Source organism: Nocardioides sp. JS614 (assembly GCF_000015265.1).
Classification (GTDB): Bacteria; Actinomycetota; Actinomycetes; order Propionibacteriales; family Nocardioidaceae; genus Nocardioides.
This window is the reverse complement of the sequence record NC_008699.1, coordinates 447972-467297: the sequence shown is the minus strand read 5'-3', so window position 1 is coordinate 467297 and position 19326 is coordinate 447972. Positions and strand designations below refer to the sequence as shown.

24 protein-coding genes and 1 riboswitch are annotated in these 19326 nt (G+C 73.1%); of the genes, 5 read left to right on the top strand and 19 right to left on the bottom strand.

Features of this window, described 5'->3' with window-relative positions:
- Positions 1-56: 56 nt before the first annotated feature.
- The 6 genes from NOCA_RS03625 to NOCA_RS03600 form a co-directional block, all read right to left on the bottom strand.
- Entirely contained in the window at positions 57-1100 is a 1044-nt protein-coding gene (locus tag NOCA_RS03625) for a phosphatase PAP2 family protein (RefSeq protein WP_140403787.1), read from the bottom strand.
- Between the two features lie 39 nt (positions 1101-1139).
- Positions 1140-2138 carry an ABC transporter ATP-binding protein gene (locus NOCA_RS03620; protein WP_011753928.1) on the bottom strand — a complete coding sequence of 333 codons (999 nt, stop codon included), beginning with the start codon at positions 2136-2138 and terminating at the stop codon, positions 1140-1142.
- Positions 2138-3772: an ABC transporter permease gene (locus tag NOCA_RS03615; RefSeq protein ID WP_011753927.1), complete on the bottom strand. Its 1635-nt coding sequence runs from the start codon at positions 3770-3772 to the stop codon at positions 2138-2140. The genes NOCA_RS03620 and NOCA_RS03615 overlap by 1 nt, the downstream gene beginning before the upstream one ends.
- Positions 3773-3805: 33 nt before the next feature.
- Positions 3806-4885 (bottom strand): thiamine ABC transporter substrate-binding protein, encoded by a 1080-nt coding sequence (locus NOCA_RS03610; protein ID WP_011753926.1) that lies wholly within the window; start codon positions 4883-4885, stop codon positions 3806-3808.
- A riboswitch (TPP riboswitch) is annotated at positions 4876-4988 on the bottom strand. It overlaps the preceding gene by 10 nt.
- Positions 4989-5147: 159 nt before the next feature.
- Positions 5148-6026, bottom strand: a complete 879-nt coding sequence (locus tag NOCA_RS03605) for an RNA polymerase sigma-70 factor (protein WP_011753925.1) — start codon at positions 6024-6026, stop codon at positions 5148-5150.
- Complete coding sequence (locus NOCA_RS03600) at positions 6023-6610, bottom strand: carboxymuconolactone decarboxylase family protein (RefSeq protein WP_011753924.1); 588 nt, start codon at positions 6608-6610, stop codon at positions 6023-6025. Before NOCA_RS03600 ends, NOCA_RS03605 begins: the two co-directional genes overlap by 4 nt.
- A gap of 96 nt (positions 6611-6706) precedes the next feature.
- Here NOCA_RS03600 and NOCA_RS03595 point away from each other — a divergent pair, with 96 nt between their 5' ends.
- Both NOCA_RS03595 and NOCA_RS03590 read left to right on the top strand, forming a co-directional pair.
- A complete protein-coding gene (locus NOCA_RS03595; RefSeq protein ID WP_011753923.1) occupies positions 6707-7624 on the top strand; it encodes an alpha/beta hydrolase in 918 nt (305 codons plus the stop codon).
- Positions 7621-8064 (top strand): GNAT family N-acetyltransferase, encoded by a 444-nt coding sequence (locus NOCA_RS03590; protein ID WP_011753922.1) that lies wholly within the window; start codon positions 7621-7623, stop codon positions 8062-8064. Before NOCA_RS03595 ends, NOCA_RS03590 begins: the two co-directional genes overlap by 4 nt.
- Here NOCA_RS03590 and NOCA_RS03585 read toward each other — a convergent pair.
- The 6 genes from NOCA_RS03585 to NOCA_RS03560 form a co-directional block, all read right to left on the bottom strand.
- Positions 8054-9154, bottom strand: a complete 1101-nt coding sequence (locus NOCA_RS03585; RefSeq protein WP_011753921.1) for an MBL fold metallo-hydrolase — start codon at positions 9152-9154, stop codon at positions 8054-8056. The genes NOCA_RS03590 and NOCA_RS03585 overlap by 11 nt on opposite strands.
- A gap of 9 nt (positions 9155-9163) precedes the next feature.
- Positions 9164-9976: an SDR family oxidoreductase gene (locus tag NOCA_RS03580; RefSeq protein WP_011753920.1), complete on the bottom strand. Its 813-nt coding sequence runs from the start codon at positions 9974-9976 to the stop codon at positions 9164-9166.
- Positions 9977-10031: 55 nt separating this feature from the next.
- Positions 10032-11153 carry an NAD(P)H-dependent amine dehydrogenase family protein gene (locus tag NOCA_RS03575; RefSeq protein WP_011753919.1) on the bottom strand — a complete coding sequence of 374 codons (1122 nt, stop codon included), beginning with the start codon at positions 11151-11153 and terminating at the stop codon, positions 10032-10034.
- 182 nt (positions 11154-11335) lie between these two features.
- Positions 11336-12514, bottom strand: coding sequence for an oxidoreductase (locus NOCA_RS03570; protein ID WP_011753918.1), 1179 nt, complete (start codon positions 12512-12514; stop codon positions 11336-11338).
- 21 nt (positions 12515-12535) lie between these two features.
- Complete coding sequence (locus tag NOCA_RS03565) at positions 12536-12943, bottom strand: hypothetical protein (RefSeq protein ID WP_011753917.1); 408 nt, start codon at positions 12941-12943, stop codon at positions 12536-12538.
- On the bottom strand, positions 12940-13296 hold the full coding sequence (locus NOCA_RS03560; RefSeq protein WP_083768051.1) for a hypothetical protein: 357 nt from the start codon (positions 13294-13296) through the stop codon (positions 12940-12942). The genes NOCA_RS03565 and NOCA_RS03560 overlap by 4 nt, the downstream gene beginning before the upstream one ends.
- A 16-nt stretch (positions 13297-13312) precedes the next feature.
- On the opposite strand from NOCA_RS03560, the gene NOCA_RS03555 reads away from it, so the two are divergent.
- Positions 13313-14179 carry a putative protein N(5)-glutamine methyltransferase gene (locus tag NOCA_RS03555; RefSeq protein WP_041547063.1) on the top strand — a complete coding sequence of 289 codons (867 nt, stop codon included), beginning with the start codon at positions 13313-13315 and terminating at the stop codon, positions 14177-14179.
- Here NOCA_RS03555 and NOCA_RS03550 read toward each other — a convergent pair.
- A complete protein-coding gene (locus tag NOCA_RS03550; protein ID WP_011753914.1) occupies positions 14154-15011 on the bottom strand; it encodes an SDR family oxidoreductase in 858 nt (285 codons plus the stop codon). The genes NOCA_RS03555 and NOCA_RS03550 overlap by 26 nt on opposite strands.
- A 123-nt stretch (positions 15012-15134) precedes the next feature.
- Here NOCA_RS03550 and NOCA_RS03545 point away from each other — a divergent pair, with 123 nt between their 5' ends.
- Positions 15135-15482 carry a winged helix-turn-helix transcriptional regulator gene (locus NOCA_RS03545; RefSeq protein ID WP_011753913.1) on the top strand — a complete coding sequence of 116 codons (348 nt, stop codon included), beginning with the start codon at positions 15135-15137 and terminating at the stop codon, positions 15480-15482.
- Here NOCA_RS03545 and NOCA_RS03540 read toward each other — a convergent pair.
- Positions 15475-16575, bottom strand: a complete 1101-nt coding sequence (locus NOCA_RS03540) for an endonuclease/exonuclease/phosphatase (RefSeq protein ID WP_011753912.1) — start codon at positions 16573-16575, stop codon at positions 15475-15477. The genes NOCA_RS03545 and NOCA_RS03540 overlap by 8 nt on opposite strands.
- Positions 16576-16654: 79 nt before the next feature.
- Positions 16655-17128: a ribonuclease H family protein gene (locus NOCA_RS03535; RefSeq protein ID WP_238383409.1), complete on the bottom strand. Its 474-nt coding sequence runs from the start codon at positions 17126-17128 to the stop codon at positions 16655-16657.
- A gap of 43 nt (positions 17129-17171) precedes the next feature.
- Here NOCA_RS03535 and NOCA_RS03530 point away from each other — a divergent pair, with 43 nt between their 5' ends.
- Positions 17172-17606 carry a DUF6314 family protein gene (locus NOCA_RS03530; protein ID WP_011753910.1) on the top strand — a complete coding sequence of 145 codons (435 nt, stop codon included), beginning with the start codon at positions 17172-17174 and terminating at the stop codon, positions 17604-17606.
- A 26-nt stretch (positions 17607-17632) separates the two neighbouring features.
- Here the strand turns inward: NOCA_RS03530 and NOCA_RS03525 are convergent, their stop codons facing one another.
- The 4 genes from NOCA_RS03525 to NOCA_RS03510 all read right to left on the bottom strand — a co-directional run bounded on the left by NOCA_RS03525 (position 17633) and on the right by NOCA_RS03510 (position 19242).
- Complete coding sequence (locus tag NOCA_RS03525) at positions 17633-17812, bottom strand: hypothetical protein (protein WP_041546110.1); 180 nt, start codon at positions 17810-17812, stop codon at positions 17633-17635.
- A gap of 167 nt (positions 17813-17979) precedes the next feature.
- Positions 17980-18183, bottom strand: coding sequence for a hypothetical protein (locus NOCA_RS03520; RefSeq protein ID WP_041546109.1), 204 nt, complete (start codon positions 18181-18183; stop codon positions 17980-17982).
- An 81-nt stretch (positions 18184-18264) separates the two neighbouring features.
- Positions 18265-18513, bottom strand: coding sequence for a carboxymuconolactone decarboxylase family protein (locus tag NOCA_RS28115; protein ID WP_274378280.1), 249 nt, complete (start codon positions 18511-18513; stop codon positions 18265-18267).
- A gap of 117 nt (positions 18514-18630) precedes the next feature.
- A complete protein-coding gene (locus tag NOCA_RS03510; protein WP_011753909.1) occupies positions 18631-19242 on the bottom strand; it encodes a YitT family protein in 612 nt (203 codons plus the stop codon).
- Between the last annotated feature and the right edge of the window lie 84 nt (positions 19243-19326).

Genomic DNA, 19326 nt, shown 5'->3' with positions numbered 1-19326 from the left:
TCTGTACCGCCTCCGGGCGGGCGCGGCTCGATCACGTCGAGTCGGGAAGGAGGAGGTCAGCGGTCGACGGGGACGGCGGAGGTCGTCGTCGTGGGGTGCGAGGCGAGGCCGTGCTTGTCGAACTTCTGACCGCTGGCCAGCCCGCCGACGTAGAAGGAGACGAACGCGATCATCACCCCGGCGACGTCGTCGGCGAGGTAGTGCCAGCCGAAGTAGAGGGTGGCGATGACGGTGACCCCGAAGTTCACCCAGAAGATCCACTTCAGGGCCCGGGAGCGCACGGTGTACTGGATCATCAGCGCGACCAGCAGCGTGATCGCGACGTGCAGGCTCGCGAAGCCCGCCACCGACTGCACGGCGTCCTGGACGACACCCCAGTAGACGTTGTTGCGCCCGTAGGCGAGCGACTCCATCAACCTGCTCGTCGGGGTGGTCGGCAGGCTGTCGTAGAGCCAGGTGTACTCCAGGCCGGGGCCGAGCGTCGGCAGCGCGTAGTACGACGCCGTGCCCAGGGACCACGCGATGCACTGCGAGGTCACGAACCAGTAGCCGTAGGACAGGTTGCGCGACCAGACGAGCCACGCGGTGACCGCGAGCGGCACCAGCGGCAGGAACCACAGGTAGATGTAGGACAGCGGCCAGGCCATGAAGCCCTCGCCGAGGAGCCCGTGGAGCACGTGCGCCGGGTCGTGGCCGAACAGCAGTGCCCGGTCGAGGTAGTGCAGCTCCCGGTCGTACATGACGTCGCGCACGAACGGCAGGAACGACTTCAGGTTGCGGTAGCTGACGTAGACGACGTAGAAGCAGACGATCCCGAGCGCCACCAGGGTCAGCCGCTCCCGGTTCCAGTGGGTCCGCCAGCGCTCGCGCACGATCCCGGGCATCAGTCGCGGGTCCATCTTGGAGAACCACAGGGTCCGCGGCAGCAGGTCCAGCAGCAGCGCCCCGAACAGCAGCAGCGGCAGCCGCAGCCAGGACGGCCCGAGGAAGCTGCCCTCCGGGTCGATCAGGCGCTTGTCGTAGACGATCGCGACGATGATCGCCAGCACGCCCATGACCACGGCGTTCCCCACGAGCAGGGCATAGGCACGGCGATACACGGGGGTCAGTGTAGGCAACCGGTCGAGGTCGGTGCCCGGTCACCGCCCGGTCGGCGTCGGGGCCAAGCGACTGGGGTCCACGCTCAGCCGGACCGGGTCGCCGGGTCCGGGGTGCGTGCCCAGCCGGGCCACCGCGTCGACCTCGCCGATCGTGTCCACGTCGACGACCAGGCGGATCAGCTCCGGAGTCGCTCGTGCCGACACGACCGCGCCGCGGAGGGGCCCGGCCTCGGCACCGTCGGCGACCACGAGCGCCGAGCGGCGTACGGCGACCGCCGGGGCGACGGGCAGCCCGGCCGCCTGCAGGAGCGCGGCCGCGGCGCTGCCCTCCAGGACGCGGGCGTACCCGAGGAAGAGCGCGGTCTCGGGGTCGGCCGGCGCCCGCCAGACCTCGGCGATCTCGCCCTGCTGGACGATCCGGCCGGCGCGCATCACCGCCAGCCGGTCGGCGACCGCGAACGCCTCCTCCTGGTCGTGGGTGACCATCAGCGCGGTGGTCCCGGCCGCACGCAGGATCTCACGCAGGTCGACGGCGAGCCGCTCACGCAGCCCCGCGTCGAGTGCCGACAGCGGCTCGTCGAGCAGCAGCAGCCGCGGGGCGACCGCGAGCGAGCGGGCCAACGCCACCCGCTGGCGCTCGCCACCGGACAGGGTCGCCGGGAGGCGCTCGGCGTACCCCTCGAGCCCGACCAGGGCGAGCAGCTCGGCGACCCGCTCCGCGGCCCGGGGGGTACGCCGGAGCCGCAGCGCGTAGCCGATGTTGCGGGCGACCGTGAGGTGGTTGAACAGCTGCCCGTCCTGGAACATCAGCGCGAACCCGCGCTTGTGGGTCGGGACGTGGGCGAGGTCGGCACCGTCCCAGCAGATCCGCCCGGCGACGGCCGGCTCGAGCCCGGCCACCGCGCGCAGCAGCGTCGACTTGCCCGAGCCGCTCGGCCCCAGGACCGCGAGGACGTGCCCGTCCGCGAGCTCCAGCGTCGCGTCGACGACAGCCGGCACGCCGTCGTACGAGACGCTGAGGTGGTCCAGGGCCAGCATCAGAACGCCCCCACCGACGGCACCCGCAGCCGGTCGACGGCGAGCATCACGAGCGCGGTCGTGGTGGCGAGGACGACGGACGCGGCGAGGGCCATGCCGTAGTTCATCGCACCCGGGTGCCCGATCAGGTGGTAGATCACGATCGGCAGCGTGGGGTGGTCCTCCCGGGCGAGGAACGAGGTCGCCCCGAACTCACCGAGCGACACCGCGAACGCGAAGCCGGCCGCGGCGGTCAGCGGCCGCCACATGGCGGGGAGGTCCACGGTGGCGAAGGTACGCAACGGGCCGGCACCGAGCGACGCGGCGGCCTGCCGCTGGCGGTCGTCGATGCCACCGAGCACCGGCACCAGGGTCCGGACGACGAGCGGCAGCGCCACCAGCGCCTGCGCGATCGGGACCAGGAGCGGTGAGTCCCTCAGGTCGAGGGGCGGCCGGTCGAGGGTGATGAGGAACCCGAAGCCGAGCGTCACCGCGGACACCCCGAGCGGGAGCATGAACAGCCCGTCCAGCAGGCCGCGCGCCCGGCGCTCACCCCGCGTGCGCGACCGGCGGGTGACCACCACGGTGACCAGCACGCCCAGGGACAGCGACATCCAGGTGGCGTCGACGGCGGTGCGCAGCGAGGTGACGAGCGCGTCGGTCGCGGAGGCGAGCAGGGCGTGCTGCGTGCCCTCGCCGGTCAGCGCGCGGTAGTTGCCCAGGCTCCACGCGTCGCCGACCCGCAGCGAGCCGGCGACCAGGGCGGCCACCGGCGCCCCCACCAGCAGCAGCACCAGGCCGGTCGCGACCAGGCCGGGCCAGTCGCCGGGCGCCGGCCGCGGCGGGCGCCGGGTGGAGCGGGCCAGAGCCGGGTCGGGTACGGCGCGCAACCGGCCGGTCACCACCAGCAGGGCCGTGATCGCGAGCAGCTGGAGGATCGAGAGCGCCGCCGCGGCCTGGAGGTCGAGCAGGTTCGTGGTGAGCAGGTAGATCTCGGTCTCGACCGAGGAGTAGCGCAGCCCGCCCAGGGTGAGCACCACGCCGAACGCGGTGGCGCAGAAGAGGAAGACCACGCTGGCGGCGCTGACGATCGCCGGGCGCAGCGCGGGCAGGGTGACGGTCCGGAAGACGTGGGCCGGCCCCGCACCGAGCGCCGCGGCCGCCTCCGCCGGCCGCGGGTCGAGGGACTCCCAGGCGGCGCCGACCGCCCGGATCACGACCGCCACGTTGAAGAACACGAGGCCGGCGACGATGGCCACGGCCGAGCCGTCCAGGCCGAGGAAGCCCAACGGCCCGGCCTCGCCGATCAGCTCGCGGAACGCGACCCCGACCACCACCGTCGGCAGCACGAACGGCACCAGCAGCAGCGAGCGCAGCGCCCGCCGGCCCCAGAACCGGCGCCGGTGCAGCAGGTGCGCCACGGGCAGGCCGAGGAGCACGGCGAGCAGGGTCGCGACCGTCGAGGACCAGACCGTGAACCACAGCACCCGGTGCACCCGGGGCCGGCCGAGCACCTCGAGCACCCCACCCGGGTCGAAGCGGCCGTCGGTGACGAAGCCCTCGGAGACCATGCCGCTGACCGGGAGCAGGAAGAACACGCCGAGCACGGCCAGCGGCAGCGCCGCGAGCCCGACCAGCTCGAGCGAGCGCCTCATGGCCTGCCCGTCACCCCGTCCGCGCGGTGCCGGTCATCGAGAGGTCACGTCGGTCCACTCGCGCAGCCACTCGTCGCGGTGCTCGTCGATCGACGCGGGGTCCACCGAGAACGGGTCGCTCGGCTGCTTCGCGAACCGGGCCCACTCCTTCGGCAGCTGGACCGAGGAGTCGACCGGGAACACGTACATGCTCTCGGGCAGTGCGGCCTGCACCTCCGGCGAGAGCAGGAAGTCGACCAGCTGCTCGGCGCCGGCGGGGTTCGCGGCACCGTCCAGCACGCCGGCGTACTCCACCTGGCGGAAGCAGGTGTCGAGCAGGGCGCTCGTCGACGACTCCCCGTCGGCGACGGTGAACGCCGGCGAGGAGTCGTAGGACAGCACGATCGGCCGGTCACCCTGGCCGCCGCCCTGGGTGAAGTCGACCTCGTAGGCGTCGGACCAGCCGGCCGTCAGCTTGGTCCCGTTCTCCATCAGCCGCGCCCAGTAGTCCTGCCAGCCGTCCTCGCCGTACGCCGCGATCGTGCTCAGCAGGAACGCCAGGCCGGGCGAGCTGGTGGCCGCGCCCGGGGTGACGAACAGGCCCTGGTACTCCGGGGCGGCCAGGTCGTCCAGGGTCTTCGGCGGGGCGAGATGGTGGTCGGCGAACCAGGTGTCGTCGACGTTCACGCACACGCTGGCGTTGTCGATCGGCGTGAGGTCGTGCTCGTCGTCACCCGGCAACCGGTACTGGTCGGCGCCGTCCGGCAGCGGAGCGTCGTACGGCGCGAACACGCCCTCGTCGAGCGCCCGCGAGGCGAAGGTGTTGTCGATGCCGAACGCCACGTCGCCGAGCGGGTCGCCCTTGGTCAGCACCAGCTTGTTGGTGAGGATCCCGGCGTCGCCGGACGCGCGGACCACCAGGTCGTAGCCGGACTGCTGCTCGAACTGCTTGATCAGCGGCTTGGGCAGCGAGAACGACTCGTGGGTGACCAGCACGACCCGCCCGGGCTCGCCGCCCGGGCTGGCCGTCGACTCGTCGCCGGACGAGCCGTTTCCGATGGTCGAGCAGCCGGTCGCCGCCAGGGCGAGCGCGACGAGCGGTGCCAGTGGCGCCAGGGCATGGATGGGTCTCATCTTCCGACTCCCTTCGCCGGTGCTAACCGGATCAGGTTCATAGGGTCTGCGGCGGATCCGCACTCTCAGCACGTTGTTGAGGCGTGCTCCCCTGCGTTTGTCCAAACTGTAGTCCCCCCAGGCCGGGTCCCGGGGGCCGGTCCTGCCACCGACCCCCGCTGCTCGCTGTAACGCCCGTTTACCCCTTGTCCCGAGCGTGCTGCAGCGGCGGCGGTAGGTGGGGTAAACGGGCGTTACAGCTGCGCGGCTGGCCGAACCGGGGTCAACGGGTCAGAGTGACGACGGCGTCGAGCCGGGCCAGCTTGGCCGGGTTGCGTACGACGTAGAGGCCGGTGACCAGGCCGTCCTCGACGACCATCGAGGCGACCGTGTCGAGCTCGCCGTCCAGCACGATCCGCAGCGCGGGAGCGCCGTTGACGACGACCACGTCGGCGACGGCGTCGAGGCCCTCGGAGACCGCACCGAGGAAGCGGACCACCTTGTCACGGCCCAGGATCGGGCGGAGCGCGGCCTTCTTGACCCCTCCGCCGTCGGTGACCAGCACGACGTCGGGGGCGAGCACGTCCATCAGGCTCTGGATGTCGCCGGTCGCGACCGCAGCGAGGAACGTCGCCATCACGTGCTCCCGCTCGGAGCGGGTGGCCTCGGCCCGCGGCCGCCGCTCGGCGACGTGTCCGCGGGCGCGGTGCGCGATCTGGCGTACGGCGGCCGGCGTCTTGTCGACCGCGGCCGCGATCTCGTCGTAGCCGAAGTCGAAGACCTCGCGCAGCACGAACACCGCGCGCTCGGTCGGGCCGAGCGTCTCGAGCAGCGTGAGCATCGCCAGGGAGACGCTGTCGGCGAGCTCGACGTCCTCCGCCACGTCCGGGGTGGTGAGCAGCGGCTCGGGGAGCCACGGTCCGACGTACGACTCCCGGCGCCGGGCGTTCGTGCGCATCCGGTTCAGCGCGAGCCGGGTGGCGATCCGCACCAGGTAGGCGCGCGCCTCGCGCACCTCCTCGCGGTCGACCTCGACCCAGCGCAGCCAGGTCTCCTGCAGCACGTCCTCGGCGTCCGCGGCCGAGCCGAGCATCTCGTAGGCGACCGTGAAGAGCAGGTTGCGGTGGTCGACGAAGACGTCGGTGGAATCGGTGGCGTTCATGCGGGCCTCACGTCTCCCGACGGTACGGCGAGCGGCAGCTCGCACACATCCGAGTATCCCTGGCTCTGCAGGCCCGCGGCGGAGTTGAACCGCGAGCGCATGTTCTCCAGGGCCACGATCTGGGTCAGCTCGACGACGGCGGGGGTGCCGAGCTGCTCCACGAGCCGCGCGACCATCGCGTCGGTGACGGTCGGCGGCGTGGCGGTCATCGCCTCGGCGTACTCGAGGACCTCGCGCTCCAGCGGCGTGAACACGTCGGACTCCCGCCACCGCGGGACCTCGCTGACCTTCGCCAGGTCCACGCCCTCGTCGTGCGCCTTGAAGTAGCCGAAGTCCAGGCACCAGCTGCAGCCGATGGTCCCGGCACTGGCCAGCTCGGCGTAGGACTTCAGCGTGGGGTCGAGCGCGCCCCACTTCGCGACCTTGCCCTCGAAGCCGACCACGGCCCTCATCAGCGGCTTGTGGTGGAAGTAGACGTAGAGGCCGTCAGGGATCTCCCCGAACGTGCGGCGGGCGTACGCCGAGACCACCTTGCCGTACAGGCCGGTGATCGTGGCCTTCGGGATGCGGAACGTGCTGGGCATCTGCTCTCTCCTTCGTGGACTCGTCTCGGTCCGTCACCCACCAGACACCGGCCACCGCGCCGCTGTGACAACCCCCGCTGTGGGAGGCTGCGAGCCATGAGCCCCAGCCGCCGCCACGAGGCGCTCGCGTGGGTCGTCCCGAGGCTGCGTCGCTCGCGCGACCTGGGCACCCCGGAGGCGGAGCGGGCCCGGATCGAGCGCTGGCACGCGCGGCTCGCACGGCGGCTGCCGACCCGCGTGACGCCGGGATTCGCGAAGCGGTTCTCCGTGGTCACCGAGGTGCTCACCGGCCGGTCCGGCGAGTTCGCGTCGTACGTCGTCACCCCGCGCGGGACCGATCCGCGACGCACCGTGGTCTACCTCCACGGCGGCGGCTACGTGGCCCCGATCGACCCCTTCCACGTCCGCTACCTGTGCCGCCTGGCCACCGACCTCCACGCCCGGATCGTGCTGCCGGACTACCCCCTGGCGCCCGAGCACACCTGGCGGGACTCGCACGCGGCCATCGCCGACCTCACCGGCCGGTGGGTCGGCGACTCCGACCAGCTGGTGCTCGCCGGCGACTCCGCGGGCGGCGGCTACGCGCTCGCGATCGCCCAGACGCTGCGCGACCGCGGCGGCCCGCAGCCGGCGCGGCTGCTGCTGCACTCCCCGTGGGTGGACCTGACCACCGCGACGCCGGAGACCGAGTCGTTCACGGTCCGCGACCCCTGGCTGTTCCTCGGCAAGCTGCAGGCGTACGCCGCCTGGTGGGCCGGATCCACCGAGGACCTGGGCCGTCCCGAGGTGAGCCCCGCGCTGGCCGAGCTCGGCGGGCTGCCGCCGGCGCTGATGTTCTGCGGCACCCGCGACACGCTCACACCCGGCTGCCGGCTGCTGGCCCGCCGGGCCGAGCAGGCCGACTGGGACCTCACCTACGTCGAGGTCCACGACCTGATCCACGTCTACCCGCTGCTGCCGTTCATCCCGGAGGCCCGGGAGGCCCGCCGACGCACGATGGAGTTCCTCCGATGATCACGATCACCGCCGGCCCGTTCACCGCCCTGGACGCCCCGACGGCGTACGCCGTCTGGCGGCTGCGCCAGGACGTGTTCGTCGTCGAGCAGGAGTGTCCCTACCCCGACCTCGACGGCCGCGACGACGAGCCGGACACCCGTCACGTGCTGCTCCGCGACGACGACACCCTCCTCGGCTACGCCCGGGTGCTCGACGAGGAGCGCGACGGCCAGGCGGTCTGGCGGATCGGCCGGGTGGTGCTGGACCGAGCGGTCCGCGGCCAGGGCCTGGCCGACCCACTGGTGCAGACCGCGCTCCAGGTGTGCAAGGACCGCGACGTGGTGCTCGACGCGCAGTCGCCGCTGGCGCCGTGGTACGCGACGTTCGGGTTCGAGGTGTCGGGCCCGGAGTTCCTCGAGGACGGGATCCCGCACACCCCGATGCGGCTCAGCCGCTGAGGGTGTCCTCGCCGGGCGCTCCGGCGGGGACCGCCGAGAACAGCACGCCCTCGGGGGTGTCCGCGCGGGTCGCCTGACCGCGGGCGACGAGCAGCTCGAGGTGCGCCTTGATCTCCATCGCGGCCATGCCCTGGCTGAACAGGTCGAGCTCGTCGTACGCCTTCTCGTGCCGCGTCCACGCGAGCTGGTGGGCGACCGTGAACCCGGTGCCCGGCTCCTCGGCGATCGCGGCCAGGCTCTGCTCGAGGCGCCGGTCGTGGAAGGAGAGCAGCTCGTCGGCGCGGGCGTGCGAGGACGGCGCCACCGGACCGTGCGCCGGGAGCACCTTCAGGTCGGGCAGCGCGCGCACCTTGGTCAGCGAGGCCATGAAGTCGCCGAGCGGGTCGGGCGTCGGCGGGACCGTGAAGCCGATCGACGGGGTGATCGTCGGCAGCACGTGGTCACCGGCGAACAGCAGCCCGGCCGCCTGCTCGGCGAAGACGTAGTGCCCCGGGGTGTGCCCGGGCGTGTGGACCGCGTCGAGCGTGCGGACGCCGACCTCGATCTCGTGGTCGCCCTCGAGCCAGGTGTCGGGGAGCAGCCACATCGCCGGGTCCGGGCGCTCGCCGCCGGCCGCCCAGAGGTCCGCGATCGCGTTCGCGCCGGCCGTGCGCAGCACGTCGAGGAACGGGCTCTCGTCGAGGAGCCGGTCGTTGAGCAGGTCCAGGGCCGGCTTCTCGCCGAGGCCGAGCGCCACGTCCGCGCCGTACTCGTGGCCGAGCACGGTGGCGAGCGTGAAGTGGTCGCGGTGGACGTGGGTGACCAGGAACCGGCGGATGTCGCCGAACCCGTAGCCGACCTGGCGCAGGCACCGCTCCAGCAGGTCGCGGGCGACGTCGATCGCCCAGCCGCCGTCGATCAGGGTCAGCCCGTCGGCGCTCTCGATCACGTAGACGTTGATCGCCTTGAGCCCGTCCATCGGCAGTGGCAGCGGGATCCGGTGGATGCCGTCGGCGACCTGCCAGGCTCCCGCCTTGCTCCAGTGCTCGCCGGAGTCGGGCGAGACGGCGAACGCCGTCGGCGTGGAGGCTGGGGAGGTGGATGGCGTCACGCACGGACCCTACGACCCGACGTCGGGGAACCCGAGGTCGAGGGTCGGCTGCTGGATGCCGCCGTCGATCTCGAGCAGCTTGCCGGTCACATACTGCCCGGCCCGCGAGGCGAGGTAGACGACGCCGGCCGCGATGTCCTCGGGCTCGCCGACGCGCCCGAGCGGGGTCTTCGTCTCGAGCTGGCTCATCAGCTCCGGCCGGCCGGCGACGTACTCCAGCGCGCTGGTCATGATCGACCCGACGTAGATGCCGTTGACGCGGATCCGCGGCGCGAGGTCCTGGGCCGCCATCCTCGTCCAGTGCGCGAGCGCGGCCTTGGCGGTGCCGTAGGCGATGAAGCCGCGATCGGCGGTGCGGCCCATCATCGAGCTGATCGTGACGACGCTCTTCTGCGCGTCCGCCACCGATCCGGCGTCCCTCAGCATCAGCGGCACCGCCGCGCGGGTGAGCGCATGCGCGGTGGTGACGTTGAAGGCGAACGCCTCGTTGAGGAACTCGTTGCTGGTGTCGAGGAACGCGTTCGGGAACGTGCCGCCGACGTTGTTCACGACCGTGTCGAGCCGGCCGAGCTCGTCGTACGCCGTCTGCGCGAGGCCGGCGACCGCGTCGAGGTCGCTGAGGTCCGCGGCGACCACGAGCGCGCGCCGGCCGGTGGCCCGGATCCGCTCGGCGACCTGGTCGAGCTGGCGCTCGGTGCGGGCGGAGATCAGCACGTCCGAGCCGGCCTCGGCGAGCGCGACGGCGGTGGCGGCGCCGAGGCCGCGGCCGGCGCCGGTGACGATCGCGACCTGGCCCTCGGTCGAGAAGCGGTCGAGGATCATTCGGGGCCTCCGCGGAATCGGGAGCGCAGCGAGCGATCTCGGGGGGCGAAGTGGCTCATGCGCGGCTCACCAGGCCCGTACCGGTCACGAGCGGGAGGTCGAGCGCGGTGACCAGCCCGCCGGGGGATGCGACGACCGCGGGGACGGCGTTCACGATCCGCTGGGCGGTGACGATCATCCCCGAGACGTTGTGGTCGCCGTTCTCCCCGTGGTGGGTGAGGTCGAGCTGCAGGAACGGCTCGCCCGTGACGACGACCCGGTAGCAGCCGTCGCCGTCCGGCGGCGTCGGCCACTCGGGCACCTGGTCCGGCGCGGTCCGGGTGATGTGGTCGAGCACGACGCGCGGGACGCCGTCGACCTTGCCGATCACCTGGAACCGGACCGCGCCCATGGTGCCGGCGGCGACGTCCCCCGAGACGCTCGTCGTGTCGACCTCCGCGGGCCGGCGGTCGACGTCCTCGGTCAGCGGCTCGTCCAGGGTGATCCCGAGGCCGGCCGCGAGCTGCCGGACCACGCTGCCCCAGGCCATGGACAAGACGCCGGGTGCGAACAGGAACCCGGGCTGGTCCATCGGCTTGCCGAACCCGAACAGGTCGTTCATGACGACCGGCTGGTAGTAGGTCGAGTAGTCGCAGATCTCCATCACCCGCACCTCGTCGATGCGCTGACTCAGGCTGGTCAGGGTCAGCGGCAGCACGTCGTTGGCGAAGCCGGGGTCGATGCCGTTGACGTGCAGGCTGGCGCCGGTGCGCTCACCGGCCTTGGTGATCCGCTCCATCAGCTCGGGCGGCAGGATCTGCTCCGGCCACTGCAGCAGCACCGGCCCGCTCGAGGTGACGTTGACGCCCGCCTCGAGGAAGTCGACGAGGTCGTCGATCGCCTCGAAGACCCGGTCGTCGGTCATCGCGGTGTGCACGATCGCGTCGGGTCGCAGCGCCAGCAGCTGCTGCTTGTCCGTGGTGGCGCACACCCCCAGCTCACGGCCGAGGCCGGCCAGCTCGCCGGCGTCCTTGCCGGCCTTGTCCGGGTTGGAGACCCACACCCCGACCAGCTCGAGGTCGGGATGGGCGTCGATGCCCGCGATCGCGTGCCGTCCGACGGTCCCGGTGGACCAGACGACGACCCTCAGCGGCGGGCGAGGTGGCGTGCGCTCGGTGGCCGAACCTGTGGAGACCATGCGGGCAATCTAGAACATGTTCTAGATCCGTGGGAAGGGCGAGGCGGGCGGCCTCGCGTCGTCCGGCGCCGTCGGTTTCCCCGGTTAACCGGGGAAACCGGAACTGTTGGGCCGAAACTTCGGGCCAGAAGTTCCAACATCCCCGGTGAACCGGGGAAACCGCCAGGCCAGCGCGGGGCGGCTCAGGCCGGCTCGGGGGCGATCACCGGGCAGCGAGTGCCGGAGTAGATGGTGGGCATGCAGCGGTTGCAGTGGATGCACACGCCGGCGGTGGCTCGGCCGGACTGGAGTCGGTCGACCAGGTCGGGCTCGCGGAGCAGGGCGCGGCCCATGGCGACGAAGTCGAAGCCCTCGGCCATCGCCTGCTCCATGGTCGCGAGCCGGTTGATGCCGCCGAGCAGCATCAGCGGCATCGACACGGCCTCCCGGAACCGCAGCGCCTTCTCCCGGAAGTACGCCTCCTCGAACGGGTAGGCCTTGAGGAAGCTCTGGCCCACCGGGGTCTTCATCCCGAGACGGACGACGAGCGGCATCGTGGCCGCGAACTCCCGGACCGGGGCCTCGCCGCGGAACAGGTACATCGGGTTCATGAGCGACGAGCCGCCGCTGAGCTGCAGCGCGTCGAGGGTGCCGTCGGCCTCGAGCAGCTGCGCGTACTCGATCCCCTCGTCGGTCGTCACGCCACCGCGGAACCCGTCGCCGACGCTGACCTTCGCGGTGATCGCGGCGTCCGACCCGATCTCGTCACGTACGGCGCGGGCGACCTGGCGGCCCAGCCGCGCTCGGTTCGCCAGCGAGCCGCCCCAGCCGTCCTTGCGGCGGTTCAGCCCGGGCGCGAGGAAGGAGGAGATCAGGTAGCTGTGGGCCATGTGCAGCTCGAGCACGTCGAAGCCGGCCCGGACCAGCAGCCGCGAGGCGGCGACGTACGCCTTGGTGACCCGGGTCAGGTCCGCCTCGGTCGCCGAGCGGATCAGCTGCATCGACAGCGGGCTCGGCATCCGGCTGGCGCTGATCGCCTTGACGCCGTTCGAGCGGCCGTTGGCCACCGGCCCGGCGTGTCCGACCTGACCCGCGATCGCGGCACCCGACTCGTGGATCGCGTCCGCGAGCCGGGTCAGCCCCGCGAGCGTCGGCTCGCCCACGACGATCTGCTCGCGGTGCGTGCGCCCCTCCGGCGCGACCGCGAGGTAGGCGACGGTGGTCAGCCCGACGCCGCCGTGGGTCACCGCGAGGTGGTAGTCGATCAGCTCGTCGGTCACCTGCCCGTGCGGCGCCCGGCCCTCGAAGGTCGCCGCCTTCACCGTCCGGTTGCGCAGCCGCACCGGACCCAGGGTGGTCGGGGCGAAGACGTCGGCGGTCATGACGGCAATCTAGAACACGTTTCAGTCAGCGGCGAGGGCCGGCCGCTTCTGCCGGCGCAGCCAGAGCAGCCCCGCGACGGGGAGCGCCGCCGGCACGAAGCCGTAGCCGATACCGTAGTCGGACCAGACCGAGGCGTCGGGGAACCAGTCGCGCACGGCCAGGCTCAGCGTCCCGACCCCGACGACCCCGCCGAGCTCCACCCGGAGCATCACGCTCGCGAAGCCGGTGTGCCCGGCCGACGCCTGCCGGATCGCGAACCACCCGAGGGCGTAGGTCACCGCCGCGCCCAGCGAGAGCCAGTACGCGACCGGCGCCTCGTCGTACTGCGTGGTCAGCTGCACGATCGACCGGGCGCCGGCGGCCAGGGTGAACAGGGCGTAGAGGGCCAGCAGCACCTGGTGCGGGCCGCTGCGTCGATCGCCGCTCATGCGGTCATCTGCAGGCGTACGGCGACCACCCCGACCGCGACCGCGGCCACGGCCACCACGGCGGAGGACCAGGCCGCCCGGTCCCCCGCGACCGAGCGCATCGCGATCGGCAGCACGCACACCGAGGCGAACAGGTAGCCGACGTACGTCGAGGTCGAGTCGGGTCGGTCATCGCCCAGCAGGGGACCCAGGCCCGCGAGCGCGCGCACGAGGAGCAGCACCTCGAGCATCCACGCCATCTGGTCGAGCCAGCCGGGGCGCTCGCCACGCCGGGCGGCCACCACCGCCAGGACGGCGACGAGCGCGGCGTACCCGACCACGATCCAGGTGATCTGGGTGCTGACGCTCGGCATGGCAGCATCATCGACCATGGCCGGTCCCGCTCCCGACGACGCCCTCGTCGCGACCTTGCGGGCCGCCGGGTGCGTGTTCGCCGAGGACGAGGCTGCGCTGCTCGCCCGCGAGGCCGGGGACGAGGCCGCGCTGGCGGCGATGGTCGCGCGCCGGGTCGCCGGCGAGCCGCTGGAGCAGGTGCTCGGGTTCGCGGAGTTCCTCGGGCTGCGCGTCGCGGTCGAGCCCGGGGTGTTCGTGCCGCGGCTGCGCACCACGCTGCTGGCCCGCCGGGCGATCCGGGCGCTCGAGCCGGGCGACCTCGCCGTCGACCTGTGCTGCGGCACCGGCGCCATCGGCGTGGCACTGCTCGCGGCGGTCCCGGGCGCCGAGGTGCACGCAGCGGACATCGACCCGGCCGCGGTGCGCTGCGCCCGACGGAACCTGCCGCCCGACCGGGTCCACGAGGGCGACCTGTACGACGCGCTGCCGGGCGAGCTGCGCGGGCGGGTGGCGGTCGTGGTCGCAAACGCGCCGTACGTCCCGACCGGCGCCATCGCGACGATGCCGCCCGAGGCGCGCGACCACGAGCACCGGGTGGCGCTCGACGGCGGCGCGGACGGTCTCGAGGTCGCCCGGCGGGTGATCGCCGGGGCGCGGCCGTGGCTCGCCCCCGGTGGCCGGGTGCTCGTGGAGACGAGCGCCGCCCAGCGCGACCTGGCCGCCGCCCACGTCGTCGCGGCGGGCCTCGACGTCACCGTCGCGTCGGCCGCGGACGTCGACGGCAACGTCGTGATCGGGCGGCTCCACCCCGAGCGACTCAGCCCCGAGCGACTCAGCCCCGAGCAGCTCAGTCCTGGGCAGCTCAGTCCTGGGCAGCTCAGTCCTGGGCGGCCCAGGTGCTGACCGTGTCGCGCAGCGGCACCGTGGGCCGGCCGAGCAGCTTCGCGAGGTGCCCGGTCGAGAGGCCGAGCAGCCCGGCGGCGATGTCCTGGTCGAGGGCGACCACGAAGCCGGCGGTCCCCTCGTCGAGACCGGCGGCCAGCAGGGCCTCCCGATGCGCCTCCGGGGTGAGCGAGCGGTAGGTCACCTCGCGGCCGAGCACGTCCGCGAAGGTCGCCGCGAGCTCGCCGTAGGTCCAGGCGGCGTCGCCGAAGAGCTCGTAGACCGCGCCCTCGTGGCCGTCGGTGGTGAGCACGACCGCCGCGGCCTCGGCGAAGTCCGAGCGCGGCGCGCTCGCCACGCGGCCCTCACCAGCGCTCCCGATGACCAGCCCGCTCTCCCGCGCCTGCGCGAAGGTGGGCAGGTAGTTCTCGGTGTACCAGCCGTTGCGCAGGAACGTGAACGGCAGCCCGCTCTCGCGGATCATCGCCTCGGTGGCCGCGTGCTCGGGCGCGACGGCGAGCGTGGTGTCGTCGGCAGCGGGCGCGCTCGTGTACGCGATCCGGCGTACGCCGGCGCGGACCGCGAGGTCGACGACCGCGCGGTGCTGCGGGAGCCGCTGCCCCACCTCGCTGCCGGAGACCAGCAGCAGCACGTCGCCCGCGCCCAGCCAGTCCACGGACTCGGGGACGTCGTCGAAGTCGAGTCGCTCGACCCGCACGCCCCGGTCGGCGAGGTCGGCGAGCCGCTCGACGGACCGGCCGGTGGCCACGATCCCCTCCGCTCCCCGCGCGAGCAGCGCCTCGACGACGAGGCGGCCGAGGTGGCCGGTGGCTCCGGTGATGACGATCGACATGGTCTGGCCTTCCAAGGTGGGTGCTGGTGTCGTTCCCCTGAACCACCGCGGACTCCGACACCTTCCCAGCAACCAGTACTGACTTTGAAGTGGGGTACCCACCTTCGGGTAAGGTTCGGTGTCGTGCCGTTCGTCCGCGACCTCCAGCTCGACACCGACTGCCCCGACACCCGCCTGCTCGTCGAGCACGTGACCAGCAAGTGGGGCGTGCTCGTGCTGCTCACGCTCGACGACCGGACGCTGCGCTGGAGCGAGCTCAAGCGCGAGATCGCCGGGGTCAGCGAGAAGATGTTGATCCAGACCCTCCAGGTGCTCGAGGCCGACGGGCTGGTACGGCGTACCGCGCTGCCGGTGGTGCCGCCGCACGTGGAGTACTCCCTCACCGACGACGGGCGCGCCGCCGCTGCGCACCTGGCGCCGCTGGTGCGCTGGGCCCAGGCCCGGGTCGGCCCCCGGGTGGCGGTCAGCTGAGCACGAGCCGGGTCACCAGCGCGTTGTGGTCGCTCGCGAAGCCGCCGACCACCCACTGGCCCGTGAACCGCATCTGCTCGGCCCGGTAGGCCGCGCGGTCGACGTACACGTAGTCGATCCGGCGCCCGTTCGAGGGGAACGTCGGCGCCACGTCGGCGCCCAGCGCCTGGTACGACGACACCGCGGTGTCGGCCAGGGCCCGGCGCGGGCCGCCCCGGGGCCGGTGCCGCGCGTCGGCGCGCGCGTCGAAGTTGTAGTCGCCGGTCCCGACCACCCACCGGCCGGGGGCGGAGCGCCAGGTCGTCGCGATCCGGGCCAGCTGGTTGCGGGCCCGGTAGGCGTTGATCGTCGGCGTCCACCGCCCGGGGCGCGACAGGTCCTCGATGGCCTGCGGCAGGTGCGCGTCGACCACGGTCAGCAGCCGGCCGGTGTCGCGGTGCCGGAGGGTGACCACGCCGACCATCCGGTTGCCGAACGGGTAGCGGCCGTCCCGCCAGCTCACACCCTGCGCGACCTGACGCTGGCGAGCCGAGACCAGCGCGAACTCCGAGCGCCGCCAGGAGACCGCGATCTCGGAGTTGCGGCGGCCGAACGGGAAGGTCTTGGTGTCCCAGCCCGGCAGCGAGTGGAGCACCCGGCCGAACCGGTCGGCCTCCTGCCAGCCCACCACGTCCAGGCCGGGCCGGCGGGTCAGCCGGCGGGCGTCGTGTGCGGCCTGCGCCGGGCTCAGCTTGCGGTACATGTTCATGCTCGCGACGCCGATGTGCACGCGTTTGAGCCGCACCGGCCGCAGGCCCGCGCCCGCGGCGTGCCCGGCACGGGAGGGCGCGGCACTCAGGACCCGCTGGCGCGGCGGCCGGTCGGCGACCGCCCGCGGGTGCGTGGGCGACGCCGTGAGCACCGAGTCGCGGGCGCCCGGGGCGGTGACGTGGGCCGCGATCCGCGCCGCCGGCGGCGGCTCGGGCTGGTGACCGACCAGCGGCGCGACCAGGAAGCCGATCAGCGTGGCGACGAGCAGCAGCGGCGGCGGGCCCGCCCACCTGCGGGCGCGCCGGGACGCATCGCGGCGCCCGAGACGGACCCGTCGGACCACGCGGCTTCCCCTCGACTCGGTCTGGCGGTTGTGCGGCTGGCCCTCACGCTAGCCCCGTGAGCCACTTCAGCCTCGGAGGTCACGCCCGTGTCGCCGCGACGGCGAGCCGGTCCACGAAGTCGTTCATGACGTGGCCCGAGTGGCCTTTCACCCAGGCGAACGCGACGTCACCACGGTCCTGGACCAGGCCGACCAGCGGCTCCCAGAGGTCCCGGTTGGCGACCGGCTTGCGGGCCGAGCTCACCCAGTCCCGGTCCAGCCAGCCCTGCCACCACAGGTCGCGGAAGCAGTGGACGACGTACGTCGAGTCGCTCACCACCAGCAGCGGCCCGTCGAGGGACCGCACCGCCTCCAGCGCCGCTCGGATCTCCATCCGCTGGTTGGTCGAGGGCGCTTCGCGGCCAGAGGCGTAGACGGCGGTGTCCAGGGCCCAGGCCCAGCCGCCGGGGCCCGGGTTGCCGGAGCAGGCGCCGTCCGTGAACACCTCGCGGGCCCCCTCGGGGACCGGCATGGCGGGGCGGGGCGGGCGCTTGACACGCGTACGGGGCGGCACCGGAGCACCCTCGCACAGCGGCGGTTGGCTACCGTCATCGGTCATGGGAACCGAGCCGCTCCCGACCGATCTGTTGGGCACCTGGACGCTCACCCGGGTGGTCGACGACCACCTGACCGGCGAGCGGCGAGACGTGGTCGGCGTCACCACCCTGGCGGTGGAGTCGCCCGACCGGGTGCGGTGGAGCGAGGAGGGGACGATGACCTGGGCCGGCCGCTCGGTCCCGGTGAGCCGGACGCTGTACGTCGAGCGGGCCGGCGAGACGTGGGAGGTGACGTTCTCCGACGGGCGCCCGTTCCACCCGTGGTCGGTGGGCCACCGGGTCGGGCATCCGTGCGGCGCGGACCACTACGACGGGCTGATCGAGGTCGGCCCGGAGGGGTGGTCGGTCGAGTGGCGGGCGACCGGGCCGGAGAAGGACTACGTGATGACCACGGTCCACTCCGACCGGCGAGCCGCCCGCCGCTCGTCGGACTGACGCGACACCGGTCCGGTGCACGCGGCTCAGGCGGCGCGGCCGGCGGTCGCAGCCGGCTCGGCCGTGACGACGGCGAGCGCGGGGCGGGCGACGCGGCGTACCTCGGCGACGACCGCGACCAGCGTGGCGGCGGCGACGACGGCGGCCACGACGCCGACCACGAGGAACGCGATGGCGAAGGGCTCGAGGGCGGAGAGATCGATCATGACGGTGCTCCTGGGACTCGGCGGGCCCGAGGCGGTCTGCCTCGGTGCACCTACCGTCCCGCGCACCGCTTGGGGGTCACTGGAGGTCCGCTCGGGCCCGACTGGGACCTGGGCCGGGCCCGGACCCGGGGCCAGGTCGAGGCGCGGGCCGCGTCCCGGCCGCGCGGTCAGGTGCGGGCGTGGTGGCTGTCGGCCGCGGGGGCCGCAGTGCCCTCGGCGCGTGGGGCCGGCACGATCACGACGCCCGGATCCGGCGTACGCCGCAGCGCCGCGACGACCCGCACCAGCACGGTGAGGGCGACCAGCGCGGCCACGACGCCGAAGGCGACGAAGGCGACCAGGTAGGGCAGGAGGCTGGGGTACAGGGCCATGAGGGCTCCTCGGTGCGGACGAGCATGGGCGCTCTCCTCCACAACGAGGCGACGTGACTTCGGTCACGCTCTCCGGCGGGCTCAGCCTCGGTCCCGGCCGGCCTGCGCGATGGTCTCCTCGACGATCGAGTTGAGCCGGGCGCCCTGGGGCCAGCCGGCGTAGTGGCACACGAAGATCACGATCTCGCGCAGCGCGTCGTCGTCGAGCTCGCCGTTGGCGTACGCCGCGGGCACCTGGATGCCCAGCACGTCGGCGGCGCCCTGCCCCGCGAGCAGGCCGATCAGGATCAGCCGCCGGTCGCGGTCGGAGAGGCCGGGGCGGTTCCAGATGTCGACCCCCGAGGCGGATGCCTGGATGGCGGCGTTCGCCCCGCGCTGACTCGGGTGAACCGCCGGTCGAGTCGGGAAGATTCTCCGGACCCGACGCCCAGAAGTCCCGAATCGACGTCAGAGGCCCATGTACCGGCCCGGCCGGTGGTTGAAGGCCAGCACGATGTTGAGCACGACGGCGCCGAGCGCCGAGAGCACCACGATGCCCGGGTCGACGACGAACGCGGACCCGAGCACGACCATCACGTCGAGGACCATCTGCACGTAGCCGGCCCGGAGGCCGAGCTTCTCCTGCATGAGCAGCGCGATGATGTTGAAGCCGCCCAGGCTCGCCCCGTGCCGGAACAGGATCAGCAGGCCCACGCCGGCCAGCAGGTTGCCCGCGACCACCCCGTAGAGCTTGTCGAGGTCGGGCAGGTCCAGCACCTCCGCCTGCAGCCGGGTCGCGAACGACACCCCGACGACGCAGGCGAGCGACTTCACCGTGAACGGCCAGCCCTTCTTCCACGCGGCCACCGCGAACGCGGGCAGGTTGATCAGCACGAACAGCACGCCGAACCCGATCGGGGTCGCATAGGAGAGCAGCAGGGCGAGACCGGCGGTGCCGCCCGTGACCGCCCCTGAGGCCTGGAGGAAGCTCAGGCCGAGGGAGACGACGTAGACGCCCGTGACCAGGCTCAGCAGGTCCTCCAGCCGCGTGTGCGGCGGCGGCACCAGTACCGAGCTCATGCGCGGCAGCGTAGAGACACGCCTCCGCGCGGTCCGTACCCGGCCTCGGATCGGGCTGCCGTCGGGGCGCGGCCGGGGCGAGGG